Source organism: Candidatus Marivariicella sp., from assembly GCF_983056325.1.
Window position 1 is genome coordinate 76,281 of sequence record NZ_CEZOWA010000002.1, and the last position, 19,861, is coordinate 96,141.

Genomic DNA, 19,861 nt, shown 5'->3' on the forward strand with positions numbered 1-19,861 from the left:
TTTATTCAAATATAATACGTTCTTTTTCACCAGAATAACTCATGAAAAGAATTGATTTAATTGATTCAATATTTATTCTATCAATTTCACTTATGTCATTTATCTCAATATCATTTATTTTGAGTAAAAAATAGTCTTTATCGATTCCAAAACTATAAAGTCTTGGATTTTGAATATTTGATATTTTAACCCCAATTTTATCTCCGATTATTTTCTCATCATCTTTCGTTGCATTTTTTAATTCCATACCTAAAAAAAATATTCTTGTTATTTTTTTTAAAACAACATTTGTTGTGTATGTTTTTGCATCTCTAATATATTTGACTAAAATATTGTCATCTGGACGTTTAGTAGATAAGTAACCAGACATGTCAGAAAACTTATTAATTTTGACATTATCAATGCTTATAATTATATCATCTTTTTTTATACCTGCCATTTCAGCCCCAAGACCAGGTTCTACTGAATTAACATAAAATCCTTCGGTTTGATTAATATTTAAACTTTTTGCAAGTTTTTGATCTAAAGCATTTCCAGACACCCCAAGAAGTCCCTTTTGAACATTCCCATATTCCAAAAGATCTTCAAAAACTTTTCTGGCAAGATTACTTGGAACGGCAAATGAATATCCAACAAAGCCACCTGTCATTGATGTTATCGCAGTATTAATCCCAATCAGTTCACCGTTTGTGTTAATCAATGCACCTCCACTGTTTCCTTGATTTACAGCGGCATCAGTTTGAATGAAGGATTGATTCTTACGATCTAATTTATTTAAATCTCTCGATTTAGCACTCACAATTCCAGCTGTAACTGTAGAGTTTAAGTTAAATGGATTTCCAACAGCCAAGACCCATTCTCCAATTTTTATCAATTCAGAATCTCCAAATGGAATATAATTTAAGGGTGATTTTGATTCAATTTTTAAAACAGCAATATCAGTGTAGGGATCTGAACCAACTAGCAAAGCCTTGTATGCCTTATTGTTATTTATTGTTACCTCTATTTCACTAGCCCCCTCGATAACATGTTCATTAGTTATAATATACCCGTCAGGAGAAATAATTACACCCGATCCACTTCCAATTTTTTTTGGTGCAGATTCTCCATAAAAATTATAAAGCCAACTTTTAGAATCTTCTATATAGTTACTCGTGTTTTTTATATGAACTACGGCGTTTATTGTTTTATTAGCAGCTATTGTGAAATCAGTTTCGTTAGCTCCATTGCTAATATGATTTATGGGAATTTCAGTTTGATAACTGTAAACAACTTTATCATCTTCAACATTTAGTTTTTTGAAAATAAAAATTGTGATTAGGCTACTTAAACATCCAACGACAATTAATTTAAATAAAGATTTCATAGGTATTACTTTTGTTTTCACAAATTTAACAAGTTAGATTTATGCCTAGCAATCTTTAACTAGTTTTTAACTATTTTTGAAATCATATGAGATTAAATTTTTATAAATATCATGGAGCTGGAAATGATTTTATTATCGTAGACGAAAGAACTAATAACAATATCTTTTCAAAAAAGTTTGTAAAGGAAATATGTGATCGAAAAACAGGTATAGGTTCTGACGGTTTCATACTGTTAAAAAATAACTTGAATTACGATTTTGAAATGATATATTATAATTCAGATGGTGAAAAAAGTACTATGTGTGGAAATGGTGGAAGATGCATAGTTCATTTTGCTTTTTTTTTAAAAATAATCAAAAATAAAACTACTTTTTTGGCAATAGATGGTCCACACAATGCTAAAATAGTAAATGATTCAAAAGTAATTTTACAGATGAACGACATTGAAAAAATAATTAAAAAAAAGAATCACACATTTATTAATTCTGGATCTCCTCATCATATTATTGAAAAAGCTGAAATCAATTCGATTGATATTAAAAAAGTAGGTTCAAAAATTAGATATTCTAAAACTTACGAGTTAAAAGGAGTTAATGTAAATTTTATCAAAAAAATATCTTCTACAGAATTTGAAATTAGAACTTATGAGAGAGGTGTTGAGAATGAAACTCTATCATGTGGTTCTGGAGCTGTAGCATCAGCAATTACCATGTACAACAATAAAAGAACAAATCATAATAGAATTAAAATCAAAACCTTAGGAGGTGATCTAATGGTTTCCTTTAATTTTAATAAAATTTATTCAGGAATTTTATTAGAGGGTCCAGTTAAACAAGTTTTTAATGGTACAATTAATTTATACAAATGAATATTTTTCTTCGCAATCTTAAAGATTCTGATACTAATATTCTTCTGAAAACAGAAAATGATGAAAGTATTTGGCCTTGTTCAATTCAAGACAAGCCTTTTGAAAGAGGAACAATTAAAAATTATATTAAAAATGCTTCAGCTCAAACTGTAAAAAAAGCAAAACAAAAAAGATTTGTTATTTCGTCGGATGATATAAATGTTATTGGGTTTATTGATGTTTTTAAATATGATGCAAATAAACTTAAAGCTTTTGTGGGTATTATTATTTTAGATGAGTATCGTCAAAAAGGTTTTGGTTATGATTCTATCCAGCTTTTAGAATATTATTGCTTGAACCAAATTGGGATTAATAAGTTATATGCATCCATAGATTCAAACAATATAAAAAGTATTAAATTGTTTTCGAAATCTGGTTTTGTTAAAAAAAATAATGAACTGTATGAAAAAATATTAAATGAATAAATTAATTCGTAGATTTTTTTTAAATCTTATTCCCTTTTTCTTAATAACAGGAGTTTTTTTCAGTTATAGATTTTACTTTACTTTTTTTGCTATTAATACAAATTTTGATTCAGAAAAAATTAAAATTTACATTGAGCCAAATTCTAATTTTAATGATCTTACAAATAAGCTAAGTGAAAATCTTAAATCTTTATACTATTTTAATTTAGCTGCAGAAAAAAAAGGCTACTCAACTCGAGTTAATCCTGGTATATTTTTTATTCCTAAGCAAAGTAACAATAACGACATAATCAATATTTTAAGAAGTAAGGGTGAGACTGTTAAGGTTGTTTTTAATAATCAGGAAAGACTAGAAAATCTAGCTGGAAGAATTTCAAAACAAATTTTCACAGATAGCATATCGTTATTAAGAGCTTTTAATAATAAAATTTTTAATATTGAAAATGGTTTTGATTCACAAAATTCCATATCCATGTATTTACCTAACACTTATGATTTTTTCTGGGACACAAGCCCAGAAGAATTTAGGAATAAAATGTTTGATTTTTACAATATCTTTTGGAATACTCAAAGAATATCAAAAGCAAAAAAAATTGGTTTATCTAAACAAGAGGTTTCTGTTCTTGCTTCAATTGTTCAGAAAGAATCCGTAATGAAAGATGAAAGACCCAGAATTGCTGGTGTTTATTTAAATAGACTAAAAAAACGTATGAGACTTCAAGCGGATCCTACAGTTATTTTTGCTCTAAAAAAACAAATTGGAAATTTTAATAAAAAAATAAGGAGAGTATTGTATAAAGACTTAAAAATAAAATCTCCCTACAATACTTATAGAAACAAGGGACTACCTCCAGGACCGATATGTATGCCAGATTTAGATGCAATTGATGCTGTTCTAAATGCTGAAAATCATCAATTTTTATACTTTGTTGCTGATCCTGAAAATAGAGGGTATCATCTTTTTGGAAAAAACTTAAAAGAACATAATTCTAATAAAAAAAAATATGTTCGCTGGATAAATAAAAAAAAAGTTTACAGATAAACCCCACTGTTAATTATAAAAATAGAAGGATGTTTATTAAAATCTTCTTTACTTAATCTTTTCCAATCACCAACTGATTTACTTCTAATTTCTTCAGAATCAAGACTTATGTCAGTAGCAATACATAATATAGTTGAGCTTGCTAAGACAGCGAGAAAGTCAACAAATAATGAGTTATTTCTGTAAGGTGTTTCAATAAATATTTGCGATTGATTTTCATTAAAAGCTCTTTTTTCAAAAAATTTAATTTTTTTTATTCTTTCTTTTTTGTCTATTGGTAAGTATCCGTTAAATGCAAAATTTTGGCCATTCATTCCTGATGCCATTAAAGCCAAAAGGATAGAGGAAGGACCAACTAAAGGTTTAGTTATTATATTAAGACTATGTGCTTTTGAAGTAACTGAGGCTCCTGGATCTGCAATTCCAGGACATCCAGCATCCGACATCAATCCAACTGATTTACCTTTGAAACATATATTTAAAAAAGAATCAGATTCAATTAATGATGTATTTTTTTTTAAGGAGTAAAAGATTATATCTTCTTGAGGTTTATTTGGACAAAGTAGCTTAATAAATTTTCTAGCTATTTTTTCATTTTCAACTATAAAATATTTTAATTTTTCAACTACCACCTTAACTTGAAAAGGAATACAATTATCAATTTGATTACTCCCAATTGTTGTTGGAATCAAATATAAACAACCTTTTTTATCCATTTTTATAAATTTAGATTTCAATTAATAAGTTTAACGATGCAATTAATTTACGTTTGCATCAGGGAAAGTTTATTAAATATAAAAAGATGATGAAATAAAAAGTAATCAAAAAACAAACTATTTTATAGAAACAGGATAGGTGGTTGTAGTTATATTGTAAGTTTTTGATTTAAGTCTTCAACATATTTTCGAAATTGCTTATCAGTAAAACTTAGATTATCTACAGTTTTGCATGCATGGAGTACAGTTGCGTGATCTCTTTTTCCAATTTGAGAACCAATACTAGCAAGTGAAGCTTTTGTGAATTTTTTAGCAAAATACATTGCAAGTTGCCTAGCTTGAACAATGTGTCTTTTTCTCGTTTTTGATTGAAGTGTAGAAACATCCATTTGAAAATATTCGGATACTATTTTTTGAATGTAATCAATAGACACTTCGCGTTTAGTATTTTTCACAAATTTATTTACAATTTCTTGTGCTAATTGAATAGTAATTTCAATTTTATTGAAAGATGATTGAGCAATCAAGGAAATTATTGCTCCCTCTAATTCACGAATATTAGAACTAATATTTTTTGCAACATATTCTATAATATTGTCCTCTATCTTTACACCATCATTAAATAATTTATTTTTAATTATGGATACTCGAGTTTCAAAATCAGGAGACTGTAACTCAGCTGAAAGCCCCCACTTGAATCTAGATAATAATCTTTGCTCGATATCTTGCATGTCAACAGGTGCCTTATCAGATGTAAGAATTACTTGTTTGCCATTTTGATGGAGATGATTGAAAATATGAAAAAACACATCTTGAGTACCTGACTTTCCACTTAAAAACTGGACATCATCAACAATTAAAACATCAATTACTTGATAAAAATGAATGAAATCATTTCTAGAATTTTTTTTAACTGATTCAATATATTGTTGTGTGAATTTTTCTGCTGAGATATACAATACAGTTTTATCAGGATATTTATCTTTAATTTCGACTCCAATAGCGTGAGCTAAATGGGTTTTACCTAAGCCTACACCCCCAAAAACCAATAGTGGGTTGAAAGATGTGCCCCCAGGCTTATTTGAAACTGCTTGTCCAGCAGATCTTGCAAGTCTATTAGCATCTCCTTCTAGAAAATTATCAAAATTATAATTCGGGTTGAGTTGCGATTCAATTTGTAAATTACGAATACCCGGAATAATAAAAGGGTTTTTAAGCTCATGACTTCTTGAAGTGAGAGGAGCTGAAACATCTTGAGGTTTTATAGAATCTCTGTTGTTGCTTGGAATACTTTCAGTAAAGGGTTGCTTATTTCCAAAAGTATTTTCCATTTTTATTACATAAACTAATCGCGCGTCAGGGCCCAATTGTTGTACTAATACCGATTTTAAAAGACTCACGTAGTGTTCTTCTAACCACTCATAAAAAAATTTACTAGGAACCTGAATACTTAAAACATTATCAGTTAGCTTAACTGCTTGGATTGGCTCAAACCATGTTTTAAATGCTTGGGGTTGGATATTATCTTTTATAAAAGATAAACATTTATTCCAAACCTCAATTTTAACAGAATCCATTTATTTATTGTAATGTATGTGAATTTTAAACTAACTATTTAAGCTAAACAAATATTGATTAAAACTTTTTAAAAAAAAAGTCACTTTACTATTGATTTTTAAAAATTTTTTAGTGACATTAAGGGTCATAATCATTAGTTCCAAAAAACGTACACAATATATAATTTTTGTTGTGAAAATGAAATATTTATCTGAACCTTTTCGAGTTAAATATTCTGATACTGATCAAATGGGTTTTATGCATCATTCTAATTATTTAAGATTTTTTGAGAATGCCAGAATTTCATGGCTCAGAGATCTTGGTGTTTCATACAAAAAAATGGAAAATGATGGAATAATAATGCCAGTTGTCTCATCATCTTTAAAACATATAAAGCCTTCTTTTTTTGATGATGAATTATTTATTGAAATAATTTTAATTAAGCCTCCAAAGGCTTCCTTAGAATTCTTATATAAGATTTTTAATCAAGACAGTGAGTTAATTTGTAAAGGATCTACTAAACTTGCTTTTCTTAGTTCAAAAACACAAAAACCAATAAGGTGTCCTGAAATGATTTATAATTTATTTGCAAAATAATTTATTGAACAGTAAAGTGAATCTTTTGAAATAGTTTTTTTATGCCATCTTATTTTATTAATTGAGGGTGATTTTATTCCATCATTTATTTCAATTTCTCCAACAAAACATCTGATTTCATCCCAAAAATTACTATCAATAAACTTTTGAATTGTTTTTCTTCCACCCTCTACTAAAATTGAATTCACTTTGTTTTTGTAGAGACTAGATAAAATTTCTTGAATACTTTCTTTAAAGTTTATCTGAATATTGTTTTTTCCAATAATTTCTGTTTTAATATCAATAAAATGATAAATTTTTTTATGTTTTGAAAGTAAAGTTAAATTAGAGTTTAGCCTATTGTTTGGGTCAATTACTATTGGATTTGGTGAATTTCCCCGCCAGTATCTTGTAGTTAATTCTGGATTATCATTATTTGCTGTATTTACACCTATTGCTATGGTATCTTCTTCCGACCTCCATTTATGAGTAATTTGTTTAGATTCTTCTGATGTTATCCAAAAAACTTTCCCTTTCTTTTGATCTTTTGGAGAAATAAAACCATCCTTGGATTCTGCCCATTTTAATATAATGTAGGGTCTATTTTTTTTATGAAAACAAAAAAATCTTTTATTTAATGCTATACATTCATTTTCTAAAACACCTACTTCAACTATTATATTATTATCTTTTAATTTTTGGATTCCTAAACCAGAAACTTTTGGATTAGGATCCTCAGAGCCAATTATCACGTTCGGAATTTTTGATTGGATTATTAAATCACTACATGGAGGAGTTTTTCCATAATGATTACATGGCTCAAGGTTAACATATAGTTTTGATTTTTCTAACAATTTTTTATTTATCACATTATTAATTGCTTCAACCTCAGCATGATTTCCCCCGTACTTGTCATGAAAACCTTCTCCTATAATTTTATTATTATAAACTATGACTGCACCAACCATAGGGTTTGGTGATGTTCTTCCTGACCCTATTTTAGCAAGTTGTAAACATCGCTTCATTAACAATTCTTCTTTCGTTGACATTTAATTGTTGTTTGTGTAATTTTAACACAAAATTAAATTAAAATTTGATTAGATGATAATTAGAGAAATTAATCACCAAGATGATTTGCAAATAGCAAAAATAATTAGAAGTGTGATTATTGAAATGAAAGCTCCTAAGACAGGGACTGCGTTTGCTGATCCTGAATTGAATTTTTTAAGTACTGCTTTTAGTGGATCCAGATCAAAATATTTCATCGTCGAAGAAAATAATAAAATATTTGGTGGAGCAGGAATAAATCCATTGAATCATTTTAAAGATTCCGTGTGTGAATTACAAAAAATGTATTTTTTAAAGGAAGGGAGAGGCAAAGGTTGGGGTGAGATTATGATTGAGAAATGTTTAAATCATGCTAGAAAAAATAATTTTAAGATATGCTATATTGAAACAATGAGTTTTATGAAAGCAGCACAAAAACTCTATCTGAAAAAGGGGTTTGAATATATAAAAAAGCCGTTGGGCAATACTGGTCACGTAAATTGTGATAGATGGATGATTAAAAATATAGAATGAATATAATCCAATTTAGAAATCAATTTCGTAAATCGTTGAGCTCTAAATTTGAGATCAATGAAATTGATTTTATTTTCAAAAAACTTTTAAATTACTTTTTCAATTTTGAATCAACCATAATTGGACTTAGTCCAAGACTTGAACTATCTGCTAGTCAAGAATTTAAATTAATTGAAGCCTTAAAGCTGATTAACAATAATTGCCCATTGCAATATGTAATTGGAAAATCAACATTTATGGATTTTGAAATTTATGTAGATTCAAATGTGTTAATACCGAGACCCGAAACTGAGGAATTGGTTAATTATGTATTGGGATCAACGAAAAATGATGATACAATATTTGATTTGTGTACAGGAAGTGGCTGCATTGCATTAGGTTTAAAAAATAAAAATTCATCTTTAAATGTTACAGGTATTGATATATCAAATGATGCCATTTTAATTGCAGTTAAAAATTCTGAAAAATTAAATTTAAATATTAATTGGATAGTAGAGGATTTAAAAAAAATTATAACCAAAGATGCTTCGATTGATATAATTGTTGCTAATCCACCATATGTTCACCCTAATGAAAAAGAAATAATGCATTCTCGCGTTTTAAACTTTGAGCCACACATGGCTATTTTTACTCCTAAAAATGATCCAACATATTATTATAAGTATTGTATTAATTTTGCTAAAAAAAGCTTGAAAGTAGGAGGAAAACTTTTTTTTGAAATAAATCCTTTTTATGCTAAAGAAATTGAAACGCTATTGGTAAATTCAAATTTTAATAATATCGATATTAAACTTGATGTTTATGGTAAAAAAAGGATGTTAAGTTCCCAAAGAAATGGATAAAAATTTTAAGGCCGAAATTTTAAAACTTAGAGAAGAAATTCATCATGCAAATTATCTTTACTATATCAAAGATATTCCTGTTATATCAGATTTTGATTTTGATCAAAAGTTAAGAAAACTAGAAAATCTTGAAAAAAATTACCCAGAATTAGAAGATTTAAACTCTCCAACCAAAAGAGTTGGAGGTGGAGTCTCAAAAAGTTTTGAAACAAAGAAACATAATTATCCCATGTATTCTCTTGACAACACTTATTCTAAGAAGGAGGTAAGTGATTGGGTCGCAAGGGTCAGAAAAGTTGTAGGAGATGATGTTAATTTAAGTTTTAGTTGTGAATTGAAATATGATGGTGCATCAATTAGTTTAACCTATGAAAATGGTAATTTAGTTCAGGCTCTCACAAGAGGTGATGGGATTCAGGGAGATGATATTTCTAATAATGTAAGAACTATTAAAACTATTCCTTTAGTTCTTAACGGAGATTACCCAAATTTTTTTGAGATTAGAGGTGAGATTTTAATGCCCAAAAAAGTATTTGAAGACTTGAATAAGAGACGAGAAAATGAGGGATTACCCTCTTTTATGAATCCAAGAAATACCGCTTCTGGATCATTAAAAATTAAGGATAGTAGTATTGTTGCAAAGCGAAAATTAATATGTTATTTATATTCTGTTATATCAAAAAACGACAAATTTTCTTCTCAATCCGAGGCTCTTTCAAAAGCAAGATCTTGGGGCTTCAATGTTCCTAAAGAAGTAATACATGCTTACGATTTAGATTCTGTTTTTACCTTTTTAGATAGATGGGATAACCTTCGTCACAATTTACCTTACGAAATAGATGGTATAGTTATAAAAATTAATAATATTGAACTCCAAAATAAATTAGGTTATACTTCTAAGTCGCCAAGATGGGCTATTGCCTTCAAGTATAAAACTGAGCAAACAACAACTCAACTCAATGGGGTCACTTACCAAGTCGGAAGAACTGGATCAATCACTCCAGTTGCAGAGTTGGAACCCATTTTGATATCTGGAACAATAGTTAAACGCGCCTCCTTGCACAATGCCAATCAAATTGAAAAGTTAGATGTTAGAATTGGAGATTTTGTAGTTATTGAGAAAGGGGGGGAGATTATTCCAAAAATTGTTGGAGTTGATGAAAAAAGAAGATCCAAAGAATCTTTAAAAATTTCATTTATTGAAAATTGTCCTGATTGTCAAACGGCTCTCTTCAGAAAGGATGGTGAGGCTAATCATTATTGTTTGAATTTATATGGCTGTAAACAGCAAATCATTGGTTCTATTCAGCATTTTGTTTCCAGAAACGCAATGGATATTGAAGGTCTTGGAGGTGAAACTATTTCATTATTATATGAATCAGGTTTAGTCAAATCAATTGCGGATTTATATGATCTAAAGGAGCGTGATCTTTTAAAACTAGATAGGATGGCTGATAAATCTGTATCCAATATTCTTGAAGGATTAGAAAAATCTAAAAATCAGCCTTTTAACAAAGTTCTATTCGGATTAGGCATTCGGTATGTTGGAGAAACTGTTGCGAAAAAAATAACGAACTCTATAAATAGCATTGATAAATTAAAAAAATGTTCTTTTGAGGAATTAATTTTAATTGATGAAATAGGAGACAGAATTGCAGAAAGTTTAATCGATTATTTCAAATCAGAAAACAAATTAATCCTCATTGATAGAATGGTATCCTCAGGCCTCCAATTCCAAAAGGAATCTAATGACAAACCATTGTCAAAAAAACTTAATGGACAAAAAATTGTGATTTCTGGAATTTTTACTAGCCATACTCGAGATCAAATAAAACAAATTATACTTGAAAATGATGGAGAAATTATTTCAAGTATTTCAAAAAAAACTAGTTATTTAATTGCTGGAGAGAATATGGGTCCTTCAAAATTAAAACAAGCAAAATTATTTAATATCCCTATAATAAGTGAAACACAATTTATTCAAATAATTAATGACTGACTTAGTAAAAAATACTTTAAAAAAATTTATTTTGAATTTAATTTATAAAACTAAATTAAAAAATAAATCTAAAAAAAATTTTAATAAATTTTCCAATATAAATCCTTCAATTTGTGTAATCGTTGACTCAAGACTAAATATAGGCTTAAAAGATTTAGATTTTTTAAATGAGGTTTTTAAAATTAGTGATGAAGCTATAACATTTTTATGGTATAAATCACATATTAATCGTGACCTCCCAAATCACTTTAATTTTGTAAGAAATGATATTAGTTTTAGTGGTAATGTTACTAATTCGATTTTTAATAATAACTATGATCTTTTATTAAATTTGTATCAAAAAAATAGTGTTTCCATGAAATTATTAAGTTTGAATGTGAGAAACAACTTTTCAATTGGTTTCACACCGGTTGATATTGAATTAAACGATATAGTGTTTGATTTTGACATTCAAGACATTAAATTATTTAGAAAAGAACTCATAAAATATTTAAAAATAATAACAAACTAGTGAGTTTAATTGGACATGGTGTTGCAGTTGTTACACCTTTTAACAAAAAGGGTGATATAGACTATGAGGCTCTTGAGAAGCATGTAAATAATCTTATTATTTCTCAAGTTGATTACCTGGTAGTTCTTGGGACAACTTCCGAAGTCTCAACACTATCTGTTTTAGAACAAATTGAAATCTCAGAATTTATTGTTAAAATAAATAAAAATAGACTTCCTCTGGTTATTGGGGTTGGCGGAAATGACACTTCCTCAGTGGTTCATAGTTTTAACAAATTTAATTTATCAAATTTCCAATCAATTTTATCAATTTGTCCATATTATAATTTGCCAAATCAAAGAGGATTATTTAAACATTTTATAGAAATATCAAAAAAATGTCCAATACCAGTTGTGATATATAACGTTCCATCACGAACAGGCATAAATATTGAACCTAATACTGTTTTTGAATTATTAAAAAAGAGCTCTAATATCATTGGAATTAAAGAGGCTAGTAACCTTAAAAATCAAATGGAAGAATTAATTAAATTTTCTTCAAATAATTTCCAGATCATTTCTGGAGACGACAATACAGCAATCGATTCAATTTTAGCTGGAGCATCAGGTGTCATATCCGTTATAGGTAACGCTTTTCCGTTTCAAACTAATAAGTTGGTGAAACTCTCACTCTCCAATGATGTATTTAAAGCTTCAAAAAAGCGAAATGAACTAAAAAGAATTAATACATTAATTTCTAAGTTAGGAAACCCTGCTGGAATTAAGTGCTTAATATCTCAACTTGGTATTTGTGAAAACATATTAAGATTACCTCTTGTTCCAGTATCTGAGGAAGAATTTAATAAAATTAAAATCGAACTAAATACTTTATCTATAAACTAAAACCATATTACATTTATTTTTATCCACTTAATAAATAATGTTTTGTTAATTTTACGGGATGATTGGTTTTAAAAAACATACAAAATACATCTTTACAATTTTAATATTTAATTTTTTTGGTTGCAATGATTATCAAAAAATACTTAATAGTGATGATAGTAACAGTAAATATCGTGCAGCAGAAAAATACTATAATGAAGGGGAGTATAGGAGGGCAAATAGGCTTTTCGAACAAATTGAATCAAAATATAGAGGAAAGCCTCAGGCAGAAAGAGTGATATTTTTTCTTGCAGACTCGTACTTTCATACTAAAAGTTATGTTTTAGCCGCTTATGAATTTGAGAAGTTTTCTAAATCTTATCCTAAGAGTCAAAGACTTCAACAAGCACTTTTTTTAGAAGCAAAATCATATTACCAAATGTCTCCTGAATATAGTTTAGACCAGGATGACACCAAAACTGCTCTTGAAAAGTTCCAAATATTTATAAATAAATTTCCTAAATCAGAATTCTTAGACGAAGCAAACGTATTAGTAGTAGAACTACAAACTAAATTAGAGAAAAAAGATTTTGAGGTTTCAAAGCAATATTACACAATAAGAGATTATAAGTCTGCAATTAGATCTTTGGATAATTTTATTTCAGAATATCCAGGAACATCTTTTAGAGAAGGAGCTATGTATTATGAGTTTTTATCAACATATGAAATTGCAATTAATAGCGTTATTAATAAACAAGAAGATCGTTTAAATGAACTCTTAATTTTGTATAAAAATATTCTCCGATATTACCCAGAAACTATTTATGAAGAGGATTTAAATCAAAAATATAATTTCATAAATGACACATTGGAGTCATTTAAAAATAAAATAACTAAATAAAATTATGACAAAATATAGAAATTCTAAAGCAGCACTAAGTTCGAAAACTTACAATAGAGAATCAATTGAATCAGCAACTGAAAATATATATGAAGCTTTATCAATTATTGCAAAAAGATCTTCTCAAATCAATCTTGATATAAAAAAAGAACTTCATGAAAAATTAGAGGAGTTTGCTACACATAATGATAGTTTGGAAGAAATTTTTGAAAACAAGGAGCAGATAGAAGTTTCGCGTTTTTACGAAAGATTACCAAAGCCTCATGCAATTGCTGTTGAGGAATGGTTAAATGATAATATATATTACCGTAACACCGACGAATCTAAATCCTAATATGTCGTCGCTTGAATCCAAAAAAATACTTCTAGGTATTACGGGTGGTATAGCGGCATACAAAACCCCTATTTTAGTTAGACTATTAAAAAAAGCTGGTGCTGAAGTAAAAATAATTTTAACTAATTCAGCAAAGGATTTTGTTTCTCCATTAACACTTCAGGTACTTTCTCAAAACCCTGTTTTAACTAGTTTTACTGAAGAAAAACATGACAATCCGCAATGGAATAATCATGTCGAATTAGGCAATTGGGCTGATTTATATTTAATTGCACCAGCAACATCAAATAGTTTATCCTCAATGGCAAACGCTAAATGTAACAATTTACTTGTTGCCACATATTTATCAGCGACATGTCCTGTACTTATTGCTCCAGCTATGGATTTAGATATGTATTCACATCCTGCAAATAAAAAAAATATTAAAAAACTAACTTCGTATGGAAATATTATCTTTCCAGTAGGAGAAGGTTTTTTAGCTAGTGGTTTGCATGGAAAGGGAAGAATGATTGAGCCTGAACAAATATTAAAAAAACTAATTTCACACTTCAATAGATCTATGCCATTGTTAGGAAAAAAAATTTTAATAACAGCTGGTCCAACTTATGAGCCTATTGATCCTGTTCGTTTTATTGGAAACCATTCGTCTGGTAGAATGGGTTACGAGTTAGCCAAAAAAGCTTATAACCTAGGAGGTATAGTGAAGTTGATAATTGGTCCTAATAGTTTAGAATTTGATTCTTTTAGAGGAGATATAATAAATGTTGTCACGGCATCTGAAATGTTTGACAAAGTGATCTCTAATTTCAATGAAACGGATATTTTTATATCAGCAGCTGCAGTAGCTGACTTCACCCCTGAAAACAAATTTCAGGACAAAATTAAAAAAGAGAATAATCTTGATTCAGTTAATTTAATCCCAACAAAAGATATATTATTTGAAATGGGTAAGATAAAAAAGAATCAAATATTAATTGGATTTGCTCTTGAAACTGACAATGAAATAAATAATGCTACCAGCAAGATCAAAAACAAAAATCTTGATGCAATAATTGTAAATTCATTAAACGACAAAGGTGCAGGTTTTGGATATGAAACAAATAAAATAACATTTATTAAAAAAAATGGTACTCTAAAGTCTTTCGAATTAAAAAGTAAATCCGATGTAGCTAAAGACATTTTTAACGAAATCATTAAAATTAATGACTAGATTATTATTGTTTTTATGTATTTTATTAAACTCATTAAACTCTTACAATCAAGAGATTAGATGTGAAGTGTTAGTCAATTCTGATCTAGTTAATCAAACCAATCAACAAATATTTGTAACTCTTCAAAAATCTATTCAAGAATTCATGAATTCTCAAGTATGGACTTCTCAGAATTGGAATGTTGAGGAAAGAATTAATTGTAGTATTATTATTAACTTAACAAGTTATAGTGGTAATAATTTTAAGGGTACACTTCAGGTTCAATCTCAAAGACCGATATATGAATCTAATTACAATAGCCCCATTTTAAATTTTCAAGATTTAGATTTAAATTTTTCATCTGAGGAATTTCAGCCTTTATTTTATAACACAAATAGATTTGACTCAAATCTAATATCTATTTTAAGTTTTTATGCTTATTTAATTATAGGTTTAGATTCTGACTCATTCAAACCTCAAGGAGGTCAGACTTTTTATGTGCAAGCTCAGAAAATTTCAAATCTAGCTCAACAAACTAAAAATAGTGGTTGGATTTCAAGTGGAAATAGAAAAAATAGATATTGGCTTATCGACTCAATTCTTTCTAAAACTTTCGAAGAATTTAGAACTACTAATTACCAATATCATAGAATGGGTTTAGATATGATGACTACAGATCAATTTGAAGCTAAAACTAATATTGCAAATAGTCTTTTAAACTTTAACGAATTAAATAAGCGTCGCCCTAATTCTTTCTTAATTCAATTATTTTTTGATGCTAAATCTCAAGAAATAGTTAATATTTTTTCTGAGGGAGTTGCAATAGATTTAGATGCCACGAAGCAGACTTTGAAAAGAGTTGCGCCTTTTTTTAATAATAAATGGAAGGAAATAAAGGGCTAAATTTTATTATACTCATTATCTAACATATATTTGGAAGTATAATTTAATGTTTTGTTAAAAAAAATTTCTATTTCTAATTTTGCCATAATTGACTCTCTAGAAGTGTCATTTTTAGACGGAATGACATCTGTTACTGGAGAAACCGGTGCAGGTAAATCTATTATTCTTGATGCCTTATCCTTAGTTTTAGGAAAGCGTGCAGACTTAAATTACTTGAAAGATTCTTCCGTAAAATGTATAATTGAAGCAAGTTTTGATATATCAAATTATAATTTGAAGGGATTTTTCACCTCTGAAGATTTGGATTATTATGAAGAAACTATTTTAAGAAGAGAATTAATCCCATCTGGTAAATCAAGATCATTTATAAATGATACTCCGGTTACGCTTGATTTACTGAATAGAATAAGTTCAAGTTTAATTGATTTCCATTCTCAAAACGAAACTCTAAAATTATTTTCAAATTTTTTTCAATTTAAATTTTTAGATTCATTATCTGAGAATACAAATTATTTAAAGGAGTATAGAGCTCAATATTTAGAATTTAACTCATTAACTAATTCTCTCAAAAATCTTATAAAAACTAAAGATTCAAGTGTTAAAGAATTAGACTATCAAAAGTTCTTATTTCAAGAGTTAGATTCTTTACGATTAGAAGAGGATACTTTGTCTAAAATTAAATTAGAAGTAGCAGAATTGAGTAATGTTTCTGAATTTAAAGATAAACTTTCAGCATCAATTAAATTATTGAATTCAGACGAAGAAGGGATACTTACCAGGTTATCTGATGTGTTAAATAATATTAAATCTATCCAAAGGTTTTCAGTTAAATTCAAGGAATACAATTTTAGAATTGAATCATTAGATACCGAATTAAAGGATATTTTATTTGACTTTGAGAATATTTCGGAGACTTTGGAGTACAATCCAGCACTATTAAATGACAAAAATTTAGAACTTGATAATATCTATTCAATTTTAAAAAAACATAATGTTTCTTCAGTTGAAGAGTTAATTTTAATAAAAAATGATTTATCAAAAGTTTTTTTTGATTCAAATTCGTTATCAAAAAAAATTGAAAAAACTAAAGACTTACTTACTAAACAAAAATCATTACTATTTACAATTTCTTCAAAAATTCATAAAAATAGAGCAAAATCCATACCGCAAATTGAAAACAAACTTAAAGATGTTGTTTTAAAGTTAGGAATGAAAAATACTAGTTTCAAGTTAAATTTGATAAAATCAAATGATTTTAATGAATTTGGAAATGATAATTTGGAATTCTTGTTTTCTTCTAATATTGGATCAGTTCATAAACCAATACAGAAAATCGCTTCTGGTGGAGAACAGTCTAGAATTATGCTTTCTATTAAATATTTAATGTCAAAATTTAATAATCTTCCTACAATAATTTTTGACGAAATTGATTCAGGTGTCTCAGGTTCGGTTGCTAATGAAATTGGAATGTTAATGAAAACGATGTCTAATTCAACTCAAGTCATTGCAATCACGCATATTCCTCAGGTAGCAGCTAAAGGAAATAATCATATTAAAGTTTTTAAACAAGTTTTAAAAAATGATACAATTACTAATTTAAAAGTGTTAAGTGAAAGTGAAAGAGAAGATGAAATTGCATTAATGCTTTCTGGAAAAAAAATCACAATCAGCGCTAAAGATCATGCACGAGAATTACTAGATTAATATATATTTGTGAAAACATTTAATATGTCTTACAAAATTTTAAGAGGAAAAAAGGGAATTGTTTTTGGTGCCTTGGACGAAAATTCAATTGCTTGGAAAACAGCTGAGGCAATTGTTGATGCAGGGGGTGAAGTTATTCTGACAAATGCTCCAGTTGCCATAAGAATGGGAAGCGTAAATAAACTTGCTGTAAAAATTAATGCTCCCCTAATATCAGCTGATGCTACATCTATAAAAGATCTTGAAAATTTAGTTGATTTAACAATCAAGCATTTTGGTGGAAAAATAGATTTTGTTTTACACTCGATAGGAATGTCAGTTAACGTAAGAAAGGGTAAACATTATACAGACTTAAACTATGATTGGATGCAAAAAGGTTGGGATATATCAGCTGTATCCTTTCATAAATTAATGCAAACTTTGTTTAAAATGGATGCAATGAATACTTGGGGCAGTATTCTGGCTTTAACTTATATTGCTGCTCAAAGAACTTTTCCGAATTATAATGATATGGCTGATAATAAGGCATATTTAGAATCCATAGCTCGTAGTTTTGGATATTTTTTTGGAAAAGAAAAAAAAGTAAGAGTAAATACAATTTCTCAATCTCCAACCATGACTAAGGCAGGAGAGGGAGTTAAAGGCTTAGATGGGTTTTTGAAATATGCAGAAAAAATGTCTCCCTTAGGAAATGCTTCTGCTGAAGATTGTGCTAAATATACAGTTATGATGTTTTCTGATTACTCAAGAAAAGTCACATTACAAAACTTATTTCATGATGGAGGTTTTTCAAATGTGGGTGTAAGTCAAGATATTATTGATTCACTTGATTGATAATAAGACTAAAGAATGAATATTAAAATTTCTGATAACGAGTTGTCAAATTCTTTGGTTAGAAAACAGAAGTTAAAACTGTTTTTAATTTTCACATTAATTTCTTTCTTTTTTTGGGGTATAACAAAATTTTCTAAAAATTATTCTGCACTTGTTTATTTTGATGTTAATTTTGAAAATATTCCAGAATTAATTGTCGTAGAGTTAGACTATATGAAAATCGAGGGTTATATTAAGGCTTCTGGTTTTCAATTACTTCTTTATAGATTATTTCCAAAAAAAATTAATGTCGATATATCTATTGCGAATTTTAAAGATTCGAAGGGAGTAGTTGACTTAATATCTCAACGGAGATTACTTGATGATCAAATAAGTGGAAGTTTTCTTGGCTTTGAAAATGATAAATTATTCTTTAATTACTCTAAATTTAGCACCAGAAAAATAAGAGTAAAAATTAATTCTGACTTAAGTTATGCTGCTGGATTCAACAATATTAGTGATTCAAGAATATACCCAGACTCTGTTTATGTTTCAGGTCCAGAATCAATTCTTAATAATCTCGAATTTGTAGAAACAGAAATAATAAAAAAACAAAACTTATCAGATGATTTTGAATTAGTAGTTTCTATTCAAAATATTCAGTCTATAATAAGTATAAAACCAAATAAAGTTACTTTTAACGAGTCTATTAGAAAATTCACTGAACAACAGTTTGATGTCTTTATTAATATTATTAACAAACCTGACAGTATTATAATTAAATTATTCCCTGAAAAGGTATCTATTGTTTCTTTATTTCCATTTGATTTAATTGAAAATGTTAAAAGCAATGATTTTGAATTTATCTTTGATTATAACACAACTGAAAATGGAAAGTTTGAAAGTGTCCCTGTTAAACTTATTAATTCACCAAAATTTTCAAGAAATGTTCGATGGGAGCCAAAGACTATCTCATATCTTATAAAAAAATGAAAACTGTTTGTATTACAGGTGGTATTGGAAGTGGGAAAACAAAAGCTTTAAGTTTTTTTGAAAGCAAAGGAATACCTTGTTATAATTCAGATCAGCAAGCCAAACTTTTAATAAACACAAATTCAATTATTAAATCTAAAATCAAAGAGTATTTTGGAAACGAGATATATGAGTTTGATAAAATAGATTCCAAAGTTTTATCTAGAAGAGTATTTAATAACATTGATGATCTTAAGAAGTTAAATTCAATTGTTCATCCATTCGTTAATAAAAATTTTATCAAATTCAAGAATGAGAATGAATCTCCTTTAATTTTTAAAGAATCTGCAATTTTATTTGAATCAAAGGCTAATATTTTATGTGACTATATTGTTTTAATAACCGCTCCAAAAATTAACAGAATAGAAAGGGTTGTTAAAAGAGACTTGGTTGATTCAGAGCAAGTTGAAGTTCGAATTTCAAGACAGTGGTCCGATGAAAAAAAATCTCGATTAGCCAATAAAGTAATTATTAATATTGATTGGGATAAAACAATTTTAGATTTAGAAAAATTATTAATTGATCTAAAAAATAAATTTAATATCACAGATTAACAATAAATTGGGATTTAATATCTAAATTTTTAGTGATTTTTGTAATT

The 19,861-nt window shown here is 27.9% G+C and carries 21 protein-coding genes; 17 read left to right on the forward strand and 4 right to left on the reverse strand.

Going from position 1 to position 19,861, the window contains the following annotated elements; all coding sequences use genetic code 11:
* Position 1: 1 nt before the first annotated feature.
* Entirely contained in the window at positions 2-1,366 is a 1,365-nt protein-coding gene (locus AC3ATN_RS01105) for a trypsin-like peptidase domain-containing protein (protein ID WP_487531357.1), read from the reverse strand.
* Between the two features lie 86 nt (positions 1,367-1,452).
* Here AC3ATN_RS01105 and dapF point away from each other — a divergent pair, with 86 nt between their 5' ends.
* The 3 genes from dapF to mltG are packed head-to-tail and all read left to right on the forward strand — an operon-like array spanning position 1,453 to position 3,741.
* Positions 1,453-2,235, forward strand: coding sequence for a diaminopimelate epimerase (gene dapF, locus AC3ATN_RS01110; protein WP_487531358.1), 783 nt, complete (start codon positions 1,453-1,455; stop codon positions 2,233-2,235).
* Positions 2,232-2,699 (forward strand): GNAT family N-acetyltransferase, encoded by a 468-nt coding sequence (locus tag AC3ATN_RS01115; RefSeq protein ID WP_487531359.1) that lies wholly within the window; start codon positions 2,232-2,234, stop codon positions 2,697-2,699. The genes dapF and AC3ATN_RS01115 overlap by 4 nt, the downstream gene beginning before the upstream one ends.
* Positions 2,692-3,741 (forward strand): endolytic transglycosylase MltG, encoded by a 1,050-nt coding sequence (mltG, locus tag AC3ATN_RS01120; protein ID WP_487531360.1) that lies wholly within the window; start codon positions 2,692-2,694, stop codon positions 3,739-3,741. The genes AC3ATN_RS01115 and mltG overlap by 8 nt, the downstream gene beginning before the upstream one ends.
* On the opposite strand, the gene AC3ATN_RS01125 is transcribed toward mltG, so the two are convergent.
* Both AC3ATN_RS01125 and dnaA read right to left on the reverse strand, forming a co-directional pair.
* Positions 3,732-4,457, reverse strand: coding sequence for an SAM-dependent methyltransferase (locus AC3ATN_RS01125; RefSeq protein WP_487531361.1), 726 nt, complete (start codon positions 4,455-4,457; stop codon positions 3,732-3,734). The genes mltG and AC3ATN_RS01125 overlap by 10 nt on opposite strands.
* A 149-nt stretch (positions 4,458-4,606) precedes the next feature.
* A complete protein-coding gene (gene dnaA, locus AC3ATN_RS01130; protein WP_487531362.1) occupies positions 4,607-6,034 on the reverse strand; it encodes a chromosomal replication initiator protein DnaA in 1,428 nt (475 codons plus the stop codon).
* Positions 6,035-6,212: 178 nt separating this feature from the next.
* On the opposite strand from dnaA, the gene AC3ATN_RS01135 reads away from it, so the two are divergent.
* Positions 6,213-6,611: an acyl-CoA thioesterase gene (locus tag AC3ATN_RS01135; RefSeq protein WP_487531363.1), complete on the forward strand. Its 399-nt coding sequence runs from the start codon at positions 6,213-6,215 to the stop codon at positions 6,609-6,611.
* Here AC3ATN_RS01135 and ribD read toward each other — a convergent pair.
* On the reverse strand, positions 6,590-7,639 hold the full coding sequence (gene ribD, locus AC3ATN_RS01140) for a bifunctional diaminohydroxyphosphoribosylaminopyrimidine deaminase/5-amino-6-(5-phosphoribosylamino)uracil reductase RibD (RefSeq protein ID WP_487531364.1): 1,050 nt from the start codon (positions 7,637-7,639) through the stop codon (positions 6,590-6,592). The two genes, AC3ATN_RS01135 and ribD, sit on opposite strands and share 22 nt — an antisense overlap.
* A 52-nt stretch (positions 7,640-7,691) precedes the next feature.
* On the opposite strand from ribD, the gene AC3ATN_RS01145 reads away from it, so the two are divergent.
* Genes AC3ATN_RS01145 through coaE form a run of 13 tightly spaced genes read left to right on the forward strand, consistent with a single transcriptional unit; the run spans position 7,692 to position 19,814 of the window.
* Positions 7,692-8,171, forward strand: coding sequence for a GNAT family N-acetyltransferase (locus tag AC3ATN_RS01145; RefSeq protein ID WP_487531365.1), 480 nt, complete (start codon positions 7,692-7,694; stop codon positions 8,169-8,171).
* Positions 8,168-9,013, forward strand: a complete 846-nt coding sequence (gene prmC / locus AC3ATN_RS01150) for a peptide chain release factor N(5)-glutamine methyltransferase (protein WP_487531366.1) — start codon at positions 8,168-8,170, stop codon at positions 9,011-9,013. Before AC3ATN_RS01145 ends, prmC begins: the two co-directional genes overlap by 4 nt.
* Entirely contained in the window at positions 9,006-11,012 is a 2,007-nt protein-coding gene (gene ligA / locus AC3ATN_RS01155) for an NAD-dependent DNA ligase LigA (RefSeq protein WP_487531367.1), read from the forward strand. Before prmC ends, ligA begins: the two co-directional genes overlap by 8 nt.
* A gap of 31 nt (positions 11,013-11,043) precedes the next feature.
* Positions 11,044-11,523, forward strand: a complete 480-nt coding sequence (locus AC3ATN_RS01160) for a DUF6913 domain-containing protein (protein WP_487531368.1) — start codon at positions 11,044-11,046, stop codon at positions 11,521-11,523.
* Complete coding sequence (gene dapA / locus AC3ATN_RS01165) at positions 11,523-12,404, forward strand: 4-hydroxy-tetrahydrodipicolinate synthase (RefSeq protein ID WP_487531369.1); 882 nt, start codon at positions 11,523-11,525, stop codon at positions 12,402-12,404. Before AC3ATN_RS01160 ends, dapA begins: the two co-directional genes overlap by 1 nt.
* A 58-nt stretch (positions 12,405-12,462) precedes the next feature.
* Positions 12,463-13,284, forward strand: a complete 822-nt coding sequence (locus AC3ATN_RS01170; protein WP_487531370.1) for an outer membrane protein assembly factor BamD — start codon at positions 12,463-12,465, stop codon at positions 13,282-13,284.
* 4 nt (positions 13,285-13,288) lie between these two features.
* The gene (locus AC3ATN_RS01175; protein ID WP_487531371.1) at positions 13,289-13,618 is read left to right on the forward strand and encodes a DNA-directed RNA polymerase subunit omega; all 330 of its coding nucleotides are present in this window, start codon (positions 13,289-13,291) and stop codon (positions 13,616-13,618) included.
* Between the two features lies 1 nt (position 13,619).
* The gene (gene coaBC, locus AC3ATN_RS01180; protein WP_487531372.1) at positions 13,620-14,828 is read left to right on the forward strand and encodes a bifunctional phosphopantothenoylcysteine decarboxylase/phosphopantothenate--cysteine ligase CoaBC; all 1,209 of its coding nucleotides are present in this window, start codon (positions 13,620-13,622) and stop codon (positions 14,826-14,828) included.
* Positions 14,821-15,711: a type IX secretion system protein PorD gene (porD, locus tag AC3ATN_RS01185; protein WP_487531373.1), complete on the forward strand. Its 891-nt coding sequence runs from the start codon at positions 14,821-14,823 to the stop codon at positions 15,709-15,711. Before coaBC ends, porD begins: the two co-directional genes overlap by 8 nt.
* A gap of 51 nt (positions 15,712-15,762) precedes the next feature.
* Positions 15,763-17,415, forward strand: coding sequence for a DNA repair protein RecN (locus AC3ATN_RS01190; protein WP_487531374.1), 1,653 nt, complete (start codon positions 15,763-15,765; stop codon positions 17,413-17,415).
* Between the two features lie 24 nt (positions 17,416-17,439).
* The gene (locus AC3ATN_RS01195; RefSeq protein WP_487531375.1) at positions 17,440-18,249 is read left to right on the forward strand and encodes an enoyl-ACP reductase FabI; all 810 of its coding nucleotides are present in this window, start codon (positions 17,440-17,442) and stop codon (positions 18,247-18,249) included.
* 15 nt (positions 18,250-18,264) lie between these two features.
* Positions 18,265-19,221: a CdaR family protein gene (locus AC3ATN_RS01200; RefSeq protein WP_487531376.1), complete on the forward strand. Its 957-nt coding sequence runs from the start codon at positions 18,265-18,267 to the stop codon at positions 19,219-19,221.
* Positions 19,218-19,814: a dephospho-CoA kinase gene (gene coaE / locus AC3ATN_RS01205; RefSeq protein ID WP_487531377.1), complete on the forward strand. Its 597-nt coding sequence runs from the start codon at positions 19,218-19,220 to the stop codon at positions 19,812-19,814. The genes AC3ATN_RS01200 and coaE overlap by 4 nt, the downstream gene beginning before the upstream one ends.
* The last annotated feature ends 47 nt before the right edge of the window (positions 19,815-19,861 follow it).

Excerpts from the sequence above, each read along its gene's own strand:
- AC3ATN_RS01105 (WP_487531357.1), bottom strand. The coding sequence starts at position 1,366 with ATGAAATCTTTATTTAAATTAATTGTCGTTGGATGTTTAAGTAGCCTA.
- dapF (WP_487531358.1), top strand. The coding sequence starts at position 1,453 with ATGAGATTAAATTTTTATAAATATCATGGAGCTGGAAATGATTTTATT.
- AC3ATN_RS01115 (WP_487531359.1), top strand. The coding sequence starts at position 2,232 with ATGAATATTTTTCTTCGCAATCTTAAAGATTCTGATACTAATATTCTT.
- mltG (WP_487531360.1), top strand. The coding sequence starts at position 2,692 with ATGAATAAATTAATTCGTAGATTTTTTTTAAATCTTATTCCCTTTTTC.
- AC3ATN_RS01125 (WP_487531361.1), bottom strand. The coding sequence starts at position 4,457 with ATGGATAAAAAAGGTTGTTTATATTTGATTCCAACAACAATTGGGAGT.
- dnaA (WP_487531362.1), bottom strand. The coding sequence starts at position 6,034 with ATGGATTCTGTTAAAATTGAGGTTTGGAATAAATGTTTATCTTTTATA.
- AC3ATN_RS01135 (WP_487531363.1), top strand. The coding sequence starts at position 6,213 with ATGAAATATTTATCTGAACCTTTTCGAGTTAAATATTCTGATACTGAT.
- ribD (WP_487531364.1), bottom strand. The coding sequence starts at position 7,639 with ATGTCAACGAAAGAAGAATTGTTAATGAAGCGATGTTTACAACTTGCT.
- AC3ATN_RS01145 (WP_487531365.1), top strand. The coding sequence starts at position 7,692 with ATGATAATTAGAGAAATTAATCACCAAGATGATTTGCAAATAGCAAAA.
- prmC (WP_487531366.1), top strand. The coding sequence starts at position 8,168 with ATGAATATAATCCAATTTAGAAATCAATTTCGTAAATCGTTGAGCTCT.
- ligA (WP_487531367.1), top strand. The coding sequence starts at position 9,006 with ATGGATAAAAATTTTAAGGCCGAAATTTTAAAACTTAGAGAAGAAATT.
- AC3ATN_RS01170 (WP_487531370.1), top strand. The coding sequence starts at position 12,463 with ATGATTGGTTTTAAAAAACATACAAAATACATCTTTACAATTTTAATA.
- AC3ATN_RS01175 (WP_487531371.1), top strand. The coding sequence starts at position 13,289 with ATGACAAAATATAGAAATTCTAAAGCAGCACTAAGTTCGAAAACTTAC.
- coaBC (WP_487531372.1), top strand. The coding sequence starts at position 13,620 with ATGTCGTCGCTTGAATCCAAAAAAATACTTCTAGGTATTACGGGTGGT.
- porD (WP_487531373.1), top strand. The coding sequence starts at position 14,821 with ATGACTAGATTATTATTGTTTTTATGTATTTTATTAAACTCATTAAAC.
- AC3ATN_RS01195 (WP_487531375.1), top strand. The coding sequence starts at position 17,440 with ATGTCTTACAAAATTTTAAGAGGAAAAAAGGGAATTGTTTTTGGTGCC.
- AC3ATN_RS01200 (WP_487531376.1), top strand. The coding sequence starts at position 18,265 with ATGAATATTAAAATTTCTGATAACGAGTTGTCAAATTCTTTGGTTAGA.
- coaE (WP_487531377.1), top strand. The coding sequence starts at position 19,218 with ATGAAAACTGTTTGTATTACAGGTGGTATTGGAAGTGGGAAAACAAAA.